This window comes from Streptomyces olivochromogenes (assembly GCF_021538895.1).
Taxonomy (GTDB): Bacteria; Actinomycetota; Actinomycetes; order Streptomycetales; family Streptomycetaceae; genus Streptomyces; species Streptomyces olivochromogenes_A.
Window position 1 is genome coordinate 23,408 of record NZ_JADDRL010000060.1, and the last position, 16,881, is coordinate 40,288.

Here is a 16,881-nt window from a genome sequence, read left to right on the forward strand (position 1 = left end):
CCGACTCCACCGCTCCCGGTATTCCGACTCGCCCTCAGGTCCTGCGGGCCGCGTCACAGAGGTCGAGGATCTTGGTGAACGGCCGGCGGAGCACCACGGGCACAGGCCCTGTGTCGTCCTTGGCGTACCGGGCCAGTTCGGCGCGGGCGGCGTCCGTGTCGTCTTGGGGATCCCGCCCCGCGAGAAGAGCCTCCAGGGCGCGTCCGGTGGCCTCGGCGACCGGGAGGAGACGTGTCCGGGCCCGGGAGAGAACCGGGGTGGGCCCGTCGCGTACGGAGTAGAACTCGACCTCGACGGCCAGGGCCACGAGATGGGTCGCCGCGTGGACGGCGCAGCCGATCCTGTCGCCCAGTTCGGTCACCTCGTTCCGGTGGCGCCGCCGCAGCGGATTGAACCGCATGGCCTTCTCCGCCTCCTGGGCCTCCGCCCCGTGGCGGCGCAGCCCGTCCACCTCTGTCTGCGTCAACGTCCGGTTCGCGCGCGCCGCGTCCGGTGACCCGATCGCGCGGGTGCTGCGTACGAGGCCCTCCGCCAGATCGTCCGCACACTCCCGCGCGAGCGTCGCCGCTTCCCGAAGGGGGTTCCGCGGCCAGAGCACCGGACCGAGGACGGCGGTGATCGCGCCTCCCAGCGCGTTCTCCCACAACCGGGCAAAACCGTACGACTCCGGCGATGGATTGGCGAAGACGAGCAGCGAGGTCACCGCGACCTGCACGTTCAGCGTCGTCCCGGAACTGATGACGGTCCCGCACAGCAGGGCCAGCCCCAGCACGACGGCAAGGACGAACGTGGTCGGCCGGAAGAGATTGACCACGGTGACGCTCAGGGCCACTCCGGCCATCACACCGAGGATCCTCAGCAGCAGTGCTGTCAGGGAGGCGGCGGAATCACTGCGCAGGCACAAGAGCGGAACGATGGCGGCGAACACCGGTGGCTGATCGGCACCGGCCCACAGCGCGGCCTGCCAGCAGAGCACCGCGATCACCAGAATCCGGGCCGCTGTCGGCCCCTGCGCCCGGAGCCTGCGACGCACCTGCGTCCACGGGGAAACGCCCGTCACCTGCCCACCGTAGGCACACTGCGCGGCCTACCTTCCGGTGACTCGGCTGTCCGAGGTGTTCCCTTGCGCCGGCCGGGCGACCCGCCCGTGCCACCTCGCTTCTTCGTTCGTACTGCGCGTATTGACGGCCCCGTGCCGCGCTACGGGGATCCGTGCGATGCAGCCCTTTCGCGGCGGTCACACATGCCCGCGTATCCGGGGCCGGGCGGCACCGGAAGAGAAGGGATTCGGATGCACGCACTGCGACGTCTCCTCTGGAGCGCACTTGCGTCGTCGCTCCTTCTGATCGGAGTAGCGCCGGCCCCCGTCCAGGCCGCGGAGGCCCACTCCCGAGGCGGCTCCTACGACTGCCCGAGCAGCAATCGGACGGCCAGCACGACCCCGGCACCGCAGACGGGGCTGCAGGAGTACTACCACGGCGACTGGCGGCTCGACCCCAGCTACCTCACGGCGACGGGCGTCATCGGGCGGATGCTCCGGGGCTACCACCCGCAGGACGACACCTCGCGGTTCTGGTTCCTCGGCTGCTACTGGCAGACCGACCAGCAGGTTGAACAAGCAACGAGGACGATAGCGCCCGCCCCCGACGCGGCGGTCGGCGCGGGTGCCGTTCGCGTCCGCCGGACGGCCCTCGGTCCGGGGAGGCAAGCAGGACGCCGGCCCTCCCGGTGGTTCACGGACCGGGGAGGCCGGCGTCCGGCTGGGGTGGGGCAGGCAGTTACTTGAGGTAGACGAGGCCGTCCGTGGTGACCGTGGGACGGCCCGCGGTGCCGACCACGACGATCTTGACGGTGTGCTTGGCGCTGGTGGACCAGGTCTTGGTCCACAGGGCCTGGCGGTACTGGGTGGTGGCGGACTTCAGGTCGACGGTGCTCACCTTGGTGCCGTCGACGTAGACATAGGCCTGGCCGGAGGTGGTGGCGCGGGAGACCACCCAGGCGGCGGAGCGGCCCGTGAAGGTCCAGGTGAGGCTGGCGCCCTTCGAGCCGCTGGAGTACGAGGCGCCGCCGAGGTAGCTGCTGGAGGAACGGCTGGTCCAGGTACCCGTCTTGGCGGCCGCGCTCTCCTGGAGGATCACCGGTGTGAAGGCGGGCGAGGACGTGCGGTAGTTGCCGGCGACGTCATAGGCGCGCAGCGACCAGGTCGTGGCCGCACCGGACTTGGCGGTGACGGCGGCGCTCGTGGCGGTGGGGCCGTACGTCGCCGTGGTCGGGGCCAGCAGCTTCACGGAGCCGAGCACCGTGTTGTCGGTGGCCTTCCAGCCGAGCGTGGCCGGGACGGCGGTGGTGTTGACGGTGCCGGTGCGCAGGGAGAGCGTCGGGGCGGTGGTGAAGGTCGGTGCGGTGGTCTCCGCCACGACGGTCAGCGCGGCGCTCGTCGCGGTCTTGCCGGACTGGTGTACGGCCCGGACGGCGACGGTGTGGCTGCCCAGCGGCAGGGTGGCGCCGGCGGACGTGGCGCTGCCCGGGGCGGTGGCCACGGACTTGCCGTCGACCAGCAGCTCGAACTTGGAGATCAGCGCGGCCGGCGTGGTGGCCGTCCAGTGCAGCGTGACGGCGCCCTTGGTGTAGTACGTCGAGCCCGACAGGCCCGCGCCGCCGACCGAGGTGGTCTTCAGGCCCTGGACCGGACCGGCCGCCCAGGAGCGGATGGTGGGCAGCTGGGCGTAGAGGGAGTCACCGGGGCACTGGGTGTTGTAGCCGTCGCGGTGGCCGGAGATCCGCTGGAAGGGGTAGCTGCTGCCGGAGGTGAAGCTGGTGCCGGCGTAGTTCTTCTGCGTGGCGCCCGCCGTGAGCTGGGTGGTCCCGGTGGGGGCGGCGCCGTACTGGCCGAGCTTCCAGGCGGCGACGCGGGCGATGGCGGCCAGCGTGGCGTTGGGGGCGCTGGTGGTGGTGTAGTCGCCGAGGACGGCGATACCGGCGGACTCCCGGTTCCAGCCGTAGGTGTGGGCGCCGAGCACCGGCAGGTCGACCCCGCCCTTGCGGCCCTCGAAGACGGTGCCGCACTTGTCGACGAGGAAGTTGTAGCCGATGTCCTTCCAGCCGTTGACCTGCACGTGGTACGCGTAGATGCCCCGGACGATCGACGCCGAGTCCGCGCACGCGTAGTCGTTGGCGCCGTCGGTGTGGTGGACGAAGACGGCCTTGACGTCCGCGTTGTACTCCGGCGCGTCGGGGCTGATCGACTCGTCGGCGCCCCAGCCGGCGCGCGAGGTGATGGGCGGTTCGGGCACGGTCGACGGCGGCGCGGTGGGCACGGTGGCCGAGGCGCTCGCCGACGGGGACGAGGACGCCGGCGCCGACTCCGACGCGGATGCCGTGTCGGAGGGGGTGGCCGCCGGTGTGCTGTCGGTCGGGGCCGGGGGCTCGGTGGTCTGGCCGTCCGTCGGCGCGACGGTGGTGCCGTCGGTCGGTGCGGCGGAGTCGGAGGGCGTGTCGGTCGCGGCGCCGGCGCTGGTCTCGACGGCGAAGGCGGCCGGTTCGGTGCCGCCGTCCGTGTGCGCGGCCTCGGCGTCGGTCACCACGCCCGGGTCGACCAGGTTGACCTCAAGGCCCTTGGGCAGCGGGCCGGTGCCGCCGTTCTTGCGGACGACCTGCACCTGGACGCCGTCGGAGGGGCCGACCCACAGCGGCTCGGAGGAACCGCGCACACCGGCGTCCGGGTGCTCCAGCGGGTCGACGTTCACTTCGAGGTCCCGCCAGTCGCCCCACGCGCCGGTGTCCAGGGCGCGGGTGCGCACCTGCGCCGTCCCGCCGAGCCGCTTGGTGGCGCCCGTCCAGGAGACGCCGAGCATCGAGAACTGCTCGGTGTCCGTGCGGGGCAGGTCCCGTCTGTCGCTAGCGGTGCCCTTCAGCGTGAGGTCGTAGACCTTCACCGGCCGCTTGGGCCGGCCCGCCGAGCCGGAGTCGTGGGAGGGGTCGGCGAGCGCGTAGCTCGCCAGTCCCCCACCGCCCAGGACCACCGCACCGAGCGTCAGCCACGCCCGGCGCTTGAGGCTCAACGGTCTGTACGCATGCGCCGTTCGACGACTCACGGCGTTTCCACCCCCACAGAGGGCCCGGTAAGGCCACGGAAGAAGTCACAGGAGGCGCACCCGTCACAGAGGTACGCCCTTGATCCCAGCGCAGGCCGTCCGAAGATCATCACAGGGAACGGGCGGGTGTGACGCAGGCCACTACCAGCGGGTAGGGGTGGAGCGTGGCCTCGGACGGGCGTGGATCGTGGCCTCGGGTGGGGGTGGAGCGCGGCCTCCGGCCGCCGTTCAGCCCTGGCGGGGGTTCGGCTTCAGCACCGCGAAGACCGCCTGGGCCGGGTCCGTCAGCCAGGCGATGCGCCCGACGTCCGGCACGTCCGCGGCCGGCATGAGCACCTGCCCGCCGTTGCCGCGGACCGCCTCCACGACGGCATCCGCGTCGGCCACGGCGAAGTACGGCACCCAGCGCGTCTCCTGCCCCTCGCTCTGCAGGGGAGCCACGCCCCCGAAGGAGCCCTCCTGCTGGTCGCCTTCCCCGACGCTGAGCACCCGGTACGTCATGCCCGGCGCCGGCATCTCCTCGAAGCGCCAGCCGAACAGCCCGTTGTAGAAGCGGATCGCCGCCACCGGGTCGGCGACGTGCAGTTCCACCCACACCAGCGTGTTGTCCTCGGACGCCTTCTCCAGGCCCCTGCCGGACTGCCACACGGCGAACTGCGCGCCCTGCGGGTCGGTGAACTGGGCCAGCATCCCCTCGCCCACGCTCATCGGCTCGACCCGCACACTGCCTCCGCCGGCGACCACGTCACGGGCGGTGGCCTCGATGTCGTCGGTACGGAAGTACGTCGTCCAGGCCGAGTCGGCGCCCTGCTCGGTCAGCGGTCCGAGGGCGGCCACGGTCTTCCCGTCCTGCTGGAACATCCCGTACCCGCCCGCCTCGGGCCCCGCGGAGACGAACTGCCAGCCGAAGACGGCACCGTAGAAGGCGGCGGCCGTGTCCGTGTCCGGGCTGCCGAGGTCGAGCCAGACGGGCGATCCGGTGCGGAAGTCGGTGCCGAGCATGCAGGTCCTTCCTCAGGTCCGGTACGGGCCCCGCCACTATGCCGCGCCCGCCCGGGCGCCCCGCCGCACCCGCCCCGACCGTCCGGGGGTTTCACCCGGGCTGGGGAACGAGAGCCGGGAGAGGCGGGGCGGGACGGTGGGGTTCGGATGACACCATGCACGGCAACGGCCCTGTCCGACACGGCATCCGGCGCGGCGTCAGCCCTGCCCGACGCGGCGTCGGACACGGCACCTGCCACGCCCTACGGCCCGGGAGTCCCAGCATGAGCGCCACCTCGCCGAGCGGGAGCCCCGAGCAGCCCACGAGTCCCGGTTCGGCCTGGGCTCCGCTCGCCTCGCCGGTCTTCCGGGCCCTGTGGATCGCGCAGTTCGTGTCCAACGTCGGCACCTGGATGCAGACCGTCGGCGCCCAGTGGCTGCTGCTCGGGCACGGGGCGACACTGGTCACCCTCGTCCAGACGGCCTCCAGCCTGCCCGTGGTCCTGCTGGCCCTGCCCTCCGGCGTGCTCGCGGACCGCTTCGACCGGCGCGGGCTGCTCATCGTCGCGCAGCTCACCATGGCCGGCGTGGCCGCGGTGCTGGCCGCGCTGGCCTTCGCCGGCGCGCTCTCCCCCGTGGTCCTGCTCGTGCTGACCTTCCTGCTGGGGTGCGGCACCGCGCTCATGGGCCCGGCCTGGCAGGCGATCCAGCCCGAACTCGTCGACCGCGCCCAGTTGGGAGAGGCCTCCGCCCTGGGCGCGGTCAACATGAACCTGGCCCGCGCCATCGGGCCGGCCATCGGCGGTGTGCTGGTCGCCGCGGCCGGCGCGGGCTGGACCTTCGCCTTCAACGCCGTCTCGTACGTGGGCATCGTGGTCGTCCTGCTGCTGTGGCGCCGTCCGCCGGTCGCGCCCGTGCCGGCCGCCGAGCGTGAGCGGTTCCTGACCGCGCTGCTCGCGGCCCGCCGCTACGTGTGGAACGCGCCCGGCATCCGCCGCGTCCTCCTGCGCACCGCGCTGTTCATACCGGGCGCCGCCGCCGTGTGGTCCCTGCTGCCGCTGGTCGCAGGTGACGCGCTCGGCCTCGGTTCCGGCGGATACGGCCTGCTGCTGGCCGCCGTCGGTCTCGGCGCGGTCAGCGGCGCCTTCCTGCTGCCGCGTCTTCGCGAACTCCTCGGGGCCAACGGCATCCTGGCGGCCGGCGCGGCCGCCTTCGCCGTGGTCCTCGTCGTCCTGGCCACGGTCCACGTCACCTGGGTCGTCGCGCTCGCGCTGCTGCCCGCCGGGCTTGCCTGGATCGGCGTCCTGTCCACGCTGAGCGCGGCGACCCAGACGCGGCTGCCGGGCTGGGTGCGGGCCCGCGGGCTGGCCGTCTATCTGCTGGTCTTCCAGGGCGGCCAGGCCCTCGCCGCACCGCTGTGGGGCGGGCTGGCGCAGTGGCTGGGTCTCACGGTCGCGCTGCTGATCGCCGCGGGGCTGCTCGTCCTCGCCGCCGCGAGCGTCCGGCCGTGGCCGCTGTACGACGCCGCCCGCATCGACCCCACACCGTCCGACCACTGGCCCGCCCCGCCGCTGGTCTTCGAACCGGGCCCGGCCGACGGCCCCGTGCTGGTCTCCGTCGTCTACCGGGTCGCCCCCGGCAACCGCTCGGCCTTCGCCTACGCCATGCGGCACGTCGCCCGCTCCCGGCGCCGTACCGGAGCCCTCACCTGGGGCATGTACGAGGACGGCAACGAACCCGGCCGCTACATCGAGAACTACCTGGTCGGCTCCTGGGCGGAGCACCTCGCGCAGCACCACACGCGATTGACCGCCACCGACCGCCTCTCCGAGGAGCGGGCCCGCGCCCTGCTCCTGCCCGGCACCGATGCCGAGGTCACGCACGCCTTCGACGTGTGCACCGGGCCCATGACCCACACCGGTTGAGGGCCGGACGGGCCCGGCGGTTCCCTGCTCGGGGAACCGCCGGGCCCGCGGGTTCGCCGTCTGCGCGCTCCATGCGGCAGACGGCGGGATTCCGGCTCCGGGCCCGTGTCAGGGCGCCATCCGTCCCCGGGCGCGCCGGTACAGGGCGGCACCGCCCACGAGCAGGACCGCGCTCAGAGCGGCGGCGGACAGGGCACCCTCCGCACCGGTGTGCGCCAGGGTGCTGGTCGTGGTCCGCGCCGGCGGGGTCACCGGGTTGGGCGCCTGAGGGGGCGTCACCGGCCGGGGCGCGTTGGGCGGCGTGACCTCGGTGGGCGGGGTGACCTCGGTGGGCAGCGTGACCTCGGTGGGCGGCGTGACCCCGGTGGGCGGCGTGACCCCGGTGGGCGGCGTGACCCCGGTGGGCGGCGTGACCTCAGTGGGCGGCGTCACCGTGGGGGGCGTCACCGGCGTGGGCGGCTTGGCCGGCGTGGGCGGCGTCACCGGCGTGGGCGGCTTGGCCGGCGTCGAGGGTTCGGTCCGGGTGGGCGGCTGGGGCACGACCGGGGTGGTGGGCACGCTCGGCGTGGTGACGGACCCGCTCGTGGACGAGTTGCCGAAGACCGGGTTGAGCACGCCGACCACATTGCCGGAGTTGCCGGTCGCGTTCACCGGGACGTCGACGGGCACCTGGGCCGTGTTGCCGGAGACCACCCCCGGCGAGCCCTGCGTCCCGCCCACGGCCGTGGCTCCCCCGGTCTGGCCCGAACCGGATCCCCGGTTGGCGCAGGAGTTGCCCATGGCGGGGTTGAGGAGCCCCACCACGTTCACCGTGTTTCCGCACACGTTGACCGGGACGTGCACCGGAACCTGGAGGTTGTTGCCGGAGATCACCCCCGGAGAGCCCTCCGCGGCACCCTCGGCCGCGGAGTCTGCGTACACCGGCCCCGCCACGGCCATCGCACCGGAGGCGGCGGCAATGGCGATCACAGTGTTTCGGGTGGCCCGTCTCATGGGTTCCCTGCCTTCCAGACATGTCGCGGGCACTCACCCGCACCGGATAAACGCGGACGAACCCACTTGGTCACCTGCGTCCCACGCGGAGGGTGACGCAATCACCCGAGAACCCCCAAAACCCGCTAAACCATATGAACAGCCTGTCCCACTCCGCGGGGGCCGCCCGACCGCTCCGGCTTCCGTGGCGAACACCGGCGTCGGCGAGCCGCCTCGCCAGGTCAGCGGCTCGTCGGCGGACGCGCTCCCCGATCCGTCGCCGATGCGCGGCCGCGCCCCACACGTCTTACGGAGTCGTGACGTGGCGGTGTGGTCGGCCGGTTCGGCGGGGGTACGGATCTAGCGTGGCCGTATGCGTGTTCTGGTCACCGGCGGTGCCGGGTTCATCGGGTCCCATGTCGTCGAGGCGCTCGCGGAGCGCGGGCACGAACCGCTCGTGTTCGACGTGCGGGCCGGACGAGGCGAACGAGCCGAACGAACCGAACGAGGTGGACACGGCGCGGACGTGCGCGATCCGTCCGCGGTCGCGCTCGCGCTGACCGGTGTGGACGCCGTGTGTCATCAGGCGGCGATGGTCGGCCTCGGGACCGGGTTCCAGGACGCGGCGGAGTACGTCTCGCGCAACGACCTCGGCACCGCCGTGCTGCTGACCGCGATGGCAGCGGCGGGCGTACGGCACCTCGTGCTGGCCGGGTCGATGGTCGTGTACGGGGAGGGGCGGTACGAGTGCCCCCGGCACGGGGTGGTGCGGCCGGGCCCGCGGGCCGCCGCCGATCTCGACGCGGGCCGGTTCGAGCCCCTGTGCCCGTACTGCGGGGCCGAGTTGGCTCCCGGTCTGGTCGGTGAGGACACCCCGGCCGATCCCCGGAACGTGTACGCCACGACCAAGCTGGCCCAGGAGCACCTGGCCGCCGCCTGGGCCCGGTCGACGGGCGGCTCGGCGGTGTCCCTGCGCTACCACAACGTGTACGGCCCCCGGATGCCCCGCGACACCCCGTACGCCGGGGTCGCCTCCTTCTTCCGTTCGGCGCTCGCCCGCGGCGAGTCCCCGCGCGTGTTCGAGGACGGGCGGCAGCGGCGGGACTTCGTGCACGTACGGGACGTGGCGGCGGCCAACGCGCTGGCCCTGGAGGCGGACGCGGCGCCGGGGGCGCTGACGGCGTACAACACCGGCAGCGGCGAGCCGCACACGGTCGGCGAGATGGCGCGGGCCCTGGCCGCCGCGTACGGCGGTCCCGAGCCCGTCGTCACCGGTGAGTACCGGCTCGGGGACGTCCGGCACATCACCGCCGACTCCTCACGACTGCGGGCCGCACTCGGCTGGAAGCCGGAGACCGGCTTCGAGGAAGGCATGCGCGACTTCGCCCGGGCCGGACTGCGCGGCGACTGAGCGCGCCTACATCGCCGCCGGAAACGTCACCTCGAAGCGGCAACCGCCCGGGGTGTCCCATACGGTGTCCCGCCCTTGGTGGCCCGCCACGATGCCCCGAAGGCACGCGCGACTTCGCCCCGGCCGGACTCCGCGGCGACTGAGCGCGCCTACATCGCCGCCGGAAGCGTCACCCCGCAACGGCAACCGCCCGCAGTGTTCCGGACGGTGGCCCGCCCTTGGTGGCCCGCCACGATGCCCCGAAGGCATGCGCGACTTCGCCCCGGCCGGACTCCGCGGCGACTGAGCGCGCCTACATCGCCGCCGGAAGCGTCACCTCGAAGCGACAGCCGCCCGGGATGTTCCGTACGGTGGCCCGGCCCTGGTGGGCCTCCACGATGCCCCGGACGATGGCGAGGCCCAGGCCCGCGCCCGCCGGTGGGGTCCGGGCGTCCGTGCCGCGCCAGCCGGTGTCGAAGACGCGGGCCAGGTCCTCCTCGGGGATGCCGCCGCAGCCGTCCGTCACCGACAGGACCACGCCGTCGGGCGAACGCTCGGCGGACACCGCGACCGTGCCGTCGGTGGGGGTGCGGCGGATCGCGTTCACCAGCAGGTTGCCCAGCACCCGGCTCATCTCCTTGCCGTCCACCTCGACCGGCAGCGGTTCGACGCCGTCGCCGACGAGCCGCACCCCGTACTCGCGGGCGAGCGGGTCCACCCCGGCGAGCGCGTCGCCGACCAGGTCGTACAGCGAGATCCGGGCGGGGCTGAGGGGAAGCGTGCCGGCGTGGATGCGGGAGAGCTCGAAGAGGTCGCCGACCATGCCGTTGAGGCGCTCGACCTCCGTGCGCATCTGCTTGAGATAGCGGTCCGGGTCGGCGGCGACGCCGTCCTCCAGGGCCTCCGACATGGCGCGCAGTCCGGCCAGCGGGGTGCGCAGGTCGTGCGAGATCCAGGCGACGAGTTCGCGCCGGGAGGACTCCAGGGCGCGTTCCCGCTCGCGGGATTCGGCGAGCCGGGCGCTGGTGGCGGCCAGCTCGCGGCTGAGCGCGTCCAGTTCGGCGGTGGCCGGGACGGCGGGCGCGGTGAAGTCGCCGCCGTCGCCGAAGGAGCGGGTGGCGACGGCGAGTTCGCGGCTGCGGGCGACGACCCAGCGGCCCAGCAGCAGGGCCGTGGCGAGGGAGACGACGGCCGCCATCGCGACGACCGTGGTCACCACGCTCAGGTCGTGCGAGGACAGGAACATCGCCTGGGCCACCGCCATGGTGCCCGCGAGCATCGCGAACACCCCGACCGCCGCGACGACGGCGAGCGAGATGGTGAGCGAGCGGCGCCGGCTCAGACGCAGCACGCCCGCGCCGACCAGGCCGGTGGCCGCGGCCCCGAGAAAGGCGTACAGGGCGATGAGGAGTGTGTCGTTCATGGTCAGGCCACCTCCTGGCCGCTGGGGTCGAAGCGGTAGCCGACGCCCCACACGGTCTGGATCAGGCGGGGCCGGGCGGGGTCGTCCTCGATCTTGCCGCGCAGTCGGCGGACGTGCACCGTGACGGTGGACAGGTCGCCGAAGTCCCAGCCCCACACCTCCTTCATCAGGTCCTCCCGGCCGAACGCCCGCCCCGGGTGCCGCAGGAAGAAGGAGAGCAGGTCGAACTCCCTGAGGGTGAGGGCGAGTTCGGTGCCGTCCTTGGTGGCCCGACGGGCGGCGGGATCGAGGCTCAGGCCGGCCGCCCCCAGCGGGGGCGCCGGGGCGGCGGGCCGGGTGCGGCGCAGCACCGACTCCACGCGCAGCACCAACTCGCGCGGGCTGAAGGGCTTGGTGACGTAGTCGTCGGCGCCGACCTCCAGGCCCAGGATGCGGTCGTCCTCGTCGCCGCGGGCAGTCAGCATGACCACCGGCACCGGTCCGCGGGCGCGCATCCGGCGGCAGACCTCCAGCCCGTCCATGCCGGGCAGCATCAGGTCCAGCACCACCAGGTCGGGCCAGTGTCCCGCGGCCTTGGCGAGCGCCGTCGGCCCGTCCTCCGCGCGGTCCACGACGTATCCGGCCCGCTCCAGATATCCGGCGACGACCTCGGCCACGGTCGGGTCGTCGTCGACGACCAGGACCCGGGCGGGCGTGACCGGTCCCGTGCGCGGTGGTGCGGGGCTCGGTTCCGGCTGCTGCGGCCCGGCGGAAGGGACCGTCCGCCGCGGCTCGGCGGTCGGTTCCGTTCCTGGGGGCTCGTACGGCTGCTGCATGTCCCCAGCCTCGCACCGCACCGCCCGCCGCTGCCCCCCGGGTGGGCCGCCCCGGCCCCGCCGTCCGCGTTTCGTAAGGAGCCGCAGCCCGATATGGGCGTTTCGCGTTCGTAGGGTGAAAGCCGTGACCACCTCGCCCCCATCGCAGGACGTCGACGTCGTGCTGCCGTGTCTGAACGAGGCCTCGGCCCTGCCCTGGGTGCTGGCCCGGGTGCCGGCCGGCTGGCGCGCGCTCGTCGTCGACAACGGTTCCACCGACGGCTCGGCGGAGGTCGCCCGCGCGCTCGGGGCGACCGTCGTGCACGAGCCGCGCCGCGGCTTCGGCGCCGCCTGCCACGCCGGACTGCGCGCCGCCACCGCCGACATCGTGTGCTTCTGCGACTGCGACGCCTCTCTCGACCCCTCGCTCCTCGTCCCCTTCGTACGGGAAGTACGGCTGGGCGAGGCCGACCTGGTGCTCGGCCGGCGCCGCCCGCGGTCCCGGGGCGCCTGGCCCGCGCACGCCCGCGCCGCCAACCTCGCGCTCGCCGGCCTGCTGCGCCGCCGCACCGGACTGCGCCTGCACGACCTCGGCCCGCTGCGCGCCGCCCGCCGGGAAGCGCTGCTGGAGCTCCGCCTCACCGACCGGCGCAGCGGCTACCCGCTGCAGATGGTGGTGCGCGCGGCCGACGCCGGCTGGCGCGTCACCGAGCACGACGTTCCGTACCTGCCCCGCACCGGCGCCTCCAAGGTGACCGGCACCTGGCGCGGCACCTGGCAGGCGGTGCGGGACATGAGCCGGGTGCTGTCCGCGCCCGCCGCCGTCCACGACGTCCAGGATACCCCGGCCCATGGAGGAAACCGCAGGTGACCACACTCCTCGTCATCGCCAAGGAGCCGCTGCCGGGCCGGGTCAAGACCCGGCTCACCCCGCCGTTCACGCCCCGGGAGGCGGCGGCCCTCGCCGAGGCGGCGCTCGCCGACACCCTGGACGCCGTGGCGGCCGCCCCCGCCGACCGGCGCGTCCTCGTCCTCGACGGCGCCCCCGGCCACTGGCTGCCGCCCGGCTTCGACGTCGTACCGCAGTGTCCGGGCGGTCTCGACGAGCGGCTCGCGGCCGCCTTCGCCGGGTGCGCGGGACCGGCCCTTCTGATCGGCATGGACACCCCGCAGGTGACGCCGGAGCTGCTCACCGTGGACTTCGCCGACTGCGACGCGTACTTCGGCCCGGCGGCGGACGGCGGCTTCTGGGCGCTCGGGTTCGCCCGGCCCGAACCGGCCCTGCTGCGGGGCGTGCCCATGTCGACGCCCGAGACGGGAGCCGTCCAGCGGGAGCGGCTGGCCGCCGCCGGGCTGCGGGTACGGGACCTGCCCCGGCTGCGTGACGTGGACACCGCCGCCGACGCGCGGGCCGTCGCCGCCCTGGCCCCGCACGGCCGGTTCGCCGCGCGGCTGGCCCGGTGCACCGCGGTACCGGGCCGATGAGCGCCGCCGCCCCCGGCCTCGCGGCCGTCTCGCCGCCCTGGGCCGCCTGCGACCCGTACGCCGCCGCCCTGCGGGCCGGCCGTGGACCGCTGTTCCTGCGCCGCGCCGACGGCTGGCTGCTGCCGCTGGAGGTGGAACGCTGGTGCGCGCGGGCCGACCCGGTCGACCGCGAGGTGCTGGACCGCTGCGAGGGCACCGTCCTCGACGTGGGGTGCGGGCCCGGCCGGCTGGTCGCGGAACTCGCCGCCCGGGGACGGACCGTGCTCGGCATAGACGTGAGCGAGGCCGCCGTCGGCCGCACCCGCCGGATCGGCGGGCCGGCGCTGCACCGCTCGGTCTTCGAGCCGCTGCCCGGCACCGGACGCTGGGGGACCGTGCTGCTCATGGACGGCAATGTCGGCATCGGCGGCGATCCCCGCGCTCTGCTGGACCGGGTGGCCGCCCTGCTCGCGCCCGGCGGGCTGCTGATCGCCGAGACCGTGCCCGTGGACATCGACGAACGCGCCGAGGTCGAGGTCGTCGACATCACCGGCGCTCTCGGCGGCGGCGGTCCGTTCCTCTGGGCGCGGCTCGGCACGCCGGCTCTGCTGCGGATCGCGCGGCGGGCGGGCTGGCGCACCGAGCGTCAGTGGGCGGCTGGCGGCCGGTGCTTCGCCGCCCTGCGCAGCCGCAGCGCCAGCAGCAGCGCCGAACCGCCGAAGAGGACGGCGGTGATCAGCAGCCAGCGGGCCAGGAAGCCGTCGGTGGACCGTCCGGTGGCCGACCGGTAGCGCTCGTCCACCAGGCCGGCGATCAGCGGGAACCAGATCAGCAGGAGCAGCCCGGACAGCATGGCCGGCACCCGCACGTACGGGGTCCATTCGCGGTGCCCGGCCGCGTCCAGCCCCCGTACGGCCGCGCGGTCGGCCGTCCCGTACAGCGGCAGCAGCACCAGGTCGTGCAGGACGGCCGCCCCCGCGAACCACAGGGCGACGCCGAGCCAGTCGCCCGCGAGCAGCCGCACCCCGGCGTATCCGGCGAGCGCGAACGAGCAGGCCAGCAGCAGCAGTTGCAGCGGGCTGCCGACCGGGACGCGGCGCGGCATCACAGGTCTCCGAACGTCATGCGGCCCACCCACTTGGTGTTGAGCACGCCGGGCGCGGCGGGCACGATGACGCGGGCCGGGTAGCCGTGATCGGGGGTCAGGTCCTCGCCGTTGGCGTGCAGGGCGAGCAGCGAGCGCGGGTCGGCCACCTGGTTGGCGCGCAGCGCGCCCCGGCGGAAGGCGCCGTGCCGCTGCAGCGACTCCACGAGGACGTCGGGCGGATCGTCGTACCCGACGAGCGCGGCGAGGTCCCGCAGCCGTACCCCGCGCCACCACTGGTCGGCGGTCGACCAGCCCTCCACGCAGGCGATGGGCAGCGCCGCGCTGTACAGGGGCATGCCCAGCAGGTCGGCGCGGCTGAGCCGGACGCTGCCCGTGCGCCCCGTCACCACCAGCCGCCAGGCCTGCTCGCTCGTCTCGGCCGGGTCGATTCCGGCGTAGGCGGCGGTCTTGTTGATCTGGAAGCCGCCGGGGCCGCTGCCCGGGTTGGCGCCCCCGTGCGGGGCGAGCAGGGCGGTGCGGCGCAGCGCGTCGGAGTTCTGGCCCACCGTGGTGGCGAACAGCAGAAGCGAGCTCCCGCCGACCGTCCACAGCGCCCCGCGCCGGGACACCGTCGGCGGGTCGGGGCGCGGGGACACCAGTTCCGTCGTGGTGTCGCGGCGGGCGCGTACGGTGCGCAGGGCCGTCGGTGTCTTGAGCACGGCGTGGGCGACGAACGCGGCGATGAATACCCAGGCGCCGTAGAAGTGCAGCGGGTAGAAGGAGCCGGGGAAGACGTAGTCGAGCTGGATGTTGAGGACGCCGGTGGTGAACTCGAACAGCGCGCCGCCGACCAGCAGCAGCAGCGAGACCCGTTCGAGGGCGTGGGCGAGCGAGCGCGCCGGGGGCAGCGCGAACAGCTTCGGCACCACCGACCACAGCTTGGCCAGGAGTACGGGGATCAGGGTGATGCCGAGGGTGACGTGCGTGCCCTGGGTGAGCCGGTACAGCCAGGGCGGGCCGGTCGGCCAGGAGAAGAGGTAGAAGCCGAGGATGCCCTTGTCCGGGGTCTGGTCGTTGACCGGCGCCAGGTTCGGGTTGTAGGCGGCGTACGAGACCAGGCCCGTCACGAAGAGCACGGTGATGCCGACGAGCAGGACGAGGCCGAGCACCGACGTGAACCAGGAGCCGCGCACGGGACTGCGCCAGAAGCCGGGCGAGGAGGGAAGCCGTGGATCGTCGCGCATGTGCCGACCGTAGGCCGGGACCGGGCCGGAAAAGAGGCCCGAACCATGATGAAACGCTGACATCGGTCTTGTACACCCCTTTGCCGCATGTCGGGCGGACCGGGGCCTGACCTAGCGTTCGGCTGTGAACCGCGCCTTCCTCCGCGACCTGTACGCCGCCGCGGCCGCCGCCCTGCTCGTGACGGCCGCCGTGCTGATCGGACGCCACATCCAGAAGTCCTACGGCACGTTGTTCGTGCACTGGCCGCCGGTGCTGGCCGAGTGGGACCCCCACGTGGGTCCGGGCACCGGGGCCGCCGTGCTGGTGGCGGTCGCCGTGGTGGCGTACGGGCCGGCGCTCGCCGTGCGGCTTTCGTGGCGGCCGCTGCTCGCGGCCGCCTGGGGCACGGCCCTGGCCTGGACGTGGTCGCTCGCGCTGGTCGACGGATGGCAGCGGGGCGTGGCCGGGCGGCTGACCACCCGCAACGAGTACCTCACGGTCATCGGCCGGTTCCACGACATCCCGGCCGCGCTGCGCGACTTCACCCACCACATCGTCGTCGGCACGCCCGCGCCCTGGCCCGCCCACATCGCCGGCCATCCCCCGGGCGCCACCCTCACCTTCGTCCTGCTGGACCGGATCGGACTGCGCGGCGGCGGCTGGGCGGCGGCCTGGTGCATCACCGTCGGCGCGACCGCCTGCGTGGCCGTGCTGGTCGCGGTGCGGGCGCTGGCGGACGAGGAACTGGCGCGGCGGGCGGCCCCGTTCCTGGCCCTGGCACCGGCGGCGGTGTGGATGGGGGTCTCGGCCGACGCGTACTTCGCGGCGGTCGCCGCCTGGGCCGTCGCGCTGCTGGCGCTCGCGGTCACCGGGCGGTCGGTGCTGTGGGCGGCGGCCGCCGGGCTGCTGTTCGGCCTGACCTGCTATCTGTCGTACGGGCTCACGCTCTTCGCGCTGATCGGGGCGGCGGTGCTGATCCTCGGCCGGCGGCGGATCCGTGAACGCCCCGTCCTCCCGGTGCTGCTGCTCGCCGGCCTCGCCGTCGTGCCGACGGTGTTCACGCTCGCGGGATTCGACTGGTGGGAGGCCTACCACCTGCTGGTGCGGCGCTACTACCAGGGCGTGGGCGGGATCCGCCCCTACGGCTACTGGGTCTGGGCGAACCTCGCCTGCACGGTGCTCATCACGGGCCTGGCGACCGCGGCGGGCCTGCGCCGCACCGGCGCCGTCCTGCTCGGACCGCGACACGACGGGGAACCCGCGCCCGCGCGAACCCGCCTGGCCGTCCTGGTGACGGCCGCTCTGCTGGCCCTGCTGGTCGCCGACCTGTCCGGCATGAGCAAGGCCGAGACGGAGCGGATCTGGCTCCCGTTCGCGTTGTGGCTCCTGCCGGCCTGCACCTTCCTGACCCGCCCCCGCTTCTGGCTCACCGCCCAGGCCCTGCTTGCCCTGCTCCTCAACCACCTGCTGCTGACGGGGTGGTGAGTACCGGTGCGAGATGGCCGGGCGGGGTTCGCGGGTGTGACC

At 74.1% G+C, this 16,881-nt stretch carries 14 protein-coding genes; 7 read left to right on the forward strand and 7 right to left on the reverse strand.

Going from position 1 to position 16,881, the window contains the following annotated elements; translation table 11 throughout:
* Positions 1-34: 34 nt before the first annotated feature.
* Positions 35-1,060, reverse strand: coding sequence for an FUSC family protein (locus tag IPZ69_RS27415; RefSeq protein ID WP_235457220.1), 1,026 nt, complete (start codon positions 1,058-1,060; stop codon positions 35-37).
* A gap of 231 nt (positions 1,061-1,291) precedes the next feature.
* On the opposite strand from IPZ69_RS27415, the gene IPZ69_RS27420 reads away from it, so the two are divergent.
* On the forward strand, positions 1,292-1,786 hold the full coding sequence (locus IPZ69_RS27420; RefSeq protein ID WP_235457221.1) for a hypothetical protein: 495 nt from the start codon (positions 1,292-1,294) through the stop codon (positions 1,784-1,786).
* Here IPZ69_RS27420 and IPZ69_RS27425 read toward each other — a convergent pair.
* Positions 1,779-4,061: an N-acetylmuramoyl-L-alanine amidase gene (locus IPZ69_RS27425; protein ID WP_374293998.1), complete on the reverse strand. Its 2,283-nt coding sequence runs from the start codon at positions 4,059-4,061 to the stop codon at positions 1,779-1,781. The genes IPZ69_RS27420 and IPZ69_RS27425 overlap by 8 nt on opposite strands.
* Positions 4,062-4,322: 261 nt before the next feature.
* The gene (locus tag IPZ69_RS27430; RefSeq protein WP_235457222.1) at positions 4,323-5,096 is read right to left on the reverse strand and encodes a VOC family protein; all 774 of its coding nucleotides are present in this window, start codon (positions 5,094-5,096) and stop codon (positions 4,323-4,325) included.
* 263 nt (positions 5,097-5,359) lie between these two features.
* On the opposite strand from IPZ69_RS27430, the gene IPZ69_RS27435 reads away from it, so the two are divergent.
* Positions 5,360-7,000, forward strand: coding sequence for an MFS transporter (locus tag IPZ69_RS27435; protein WP_235457223.1), 1,641 nt, complete (start codon positions 5,360-5,362; stop codon positions 6,998-7,000).
* Positions 7,001-7,108: 108 nt separating this feature from the next.
* Here the strand turns inward: IPZ69_RS27435 and IPZ69_RS47505 are convergent, their stop codons facing one another.
* Positions 7,109-7,969 carry a chaplin gene (locus IPZ69_RS47505; RefSeq protein WP_235457224.1) on the reverse strand — a complete coding sequence of 287 codons (861 nt, stop codon included), beginning with the start codon at positions 7,967-7,969 and terminating at the stop codon, positions 7,109-7,111.
* 376 nt (positions 7,970-8,345) lie between these two features.
* Between IPZ69_RS47505 and IPZ69_RS27445 the strand changes: the two genes are divergently transcribed.
* Positions 8,346-9,383, forward strand: a complete 1,038-nt coding sequence (locus IPZ69_RS27445; RefSeq protein WP_235457225.1) for an NAD-dependent epimerase/dehydratase family protein — start codon at positions 8,346-8,348, stop codon at positions 9,381-9,383.
* Between the two features lie 292 nt (positions 9,384-9,675).
* Here the strand turns inward: IPZ69_RS27445 and IPZ69_RS27450 are convergent, their stop codons facing one another.
* Together IPZ69_RS27450 and IPZ69_RS27455 are read right to left on the reverse strand one after the other, a co-directional pair.
* Complete coding sequence (locus IPZ69_RS27450; protein WP_235457227.1) at positions 9,676-10,785, reverse strand: sensor histidine kinase; 1,110 nt, start codon at positions 10,783-10,785, stop codon at positions 9,676-9,678.
* 2 nt (positions 10,786-10,787) lie between these two features.
* Entirely contained in the window at positions 10,788-11,600 is an 813-nt protein-coding gene (locus IPZ69_RS27455; RefSeq protein WP_235457228.1) for a response regulator transcription factor, read from the reverse strand.
* A 115-nt stretch (positions 11,601-11,715) separates the two neighbouring features.
* Between IPZ69_RS27455 and IPZ69_RS27460 the strand changes: the two genes are divergently transcribed.
* The 3 genes from IPZ69_RS27460 to IPZ69_RS27470 are packed head-to-tail and all read left to right on the forward strand — an operon-like array spanning position 11,716 to position 13,834.
* A complete protein-coding gene (locus tag IPZ69_RS27460; protein ID WP_308407548.1) occupies positions 11,716-12,450 on the forward strand; it encodes a glycosyltransferase family 2 protein in 735 nt (244 codons plus the stop codon).
* Complete coding sequence (locus IPZ69_RS27465) at positions 12,447-13,064, forward strand: TIGR04282 family arsenosugar biosynthesis glycosyltransferase (protein WP_235457230.1); 618 nt, start codon at positions 12,447-12,449, stop codon at positions 13,062-13,064. Before IPZ69_RS27460 ends, IPZ69_RS27465 begins: the two co-directional genes overlap by 4 nt.
* Entirely contained in the window at positions 13,061-13,834 is a 774-nt protein-coding gene (locus IPZ69_RS27470; protein WP_235457232.1) for a class I SAM-dependent methyltransferase, read from the forward strand. The genes IPZ69_RS27465 and IPZ69_RS27470 overlap by 4 nt, the downstream gene beginning before the upstream one ends.
* A gap of 313 nt (positions 13,835-14,147) precedes the next feature.
* On the opposite strand, the gene IPZ69_RS27475 is transcribed toward IPZ69_RS27470, so the two are convergent.
* Positions 14,148-15,374, reverse strand: coding sequence for a molybdopterin-dependent oxidoreductase (locus IPZ69_RS27475; protein WP_235457233.1), 1,227 nt, complete (start codon positions 15,372-15,374; stop codon positions 14,148-14,150).
* A 124-nt stretch (positions 15,375-15,498) separates the two neighbouring features.
* On the opposite strand from IPZ69_RS27475, the gene IPZ69_RS27480 reads away from it, so the two are divergent.
* Complete coding sequence (locus tag IPZ69_RS27480) at positions 15,499-16,839, forward strand: hypothetical protein (protein WP_235457234.1); 1,341 nt, start codon at positions 15,499-15,501, stop codon at positions 16,837-16,839.
* Positions 16,840-16,881: the final 42 nt, after the last annotated feature.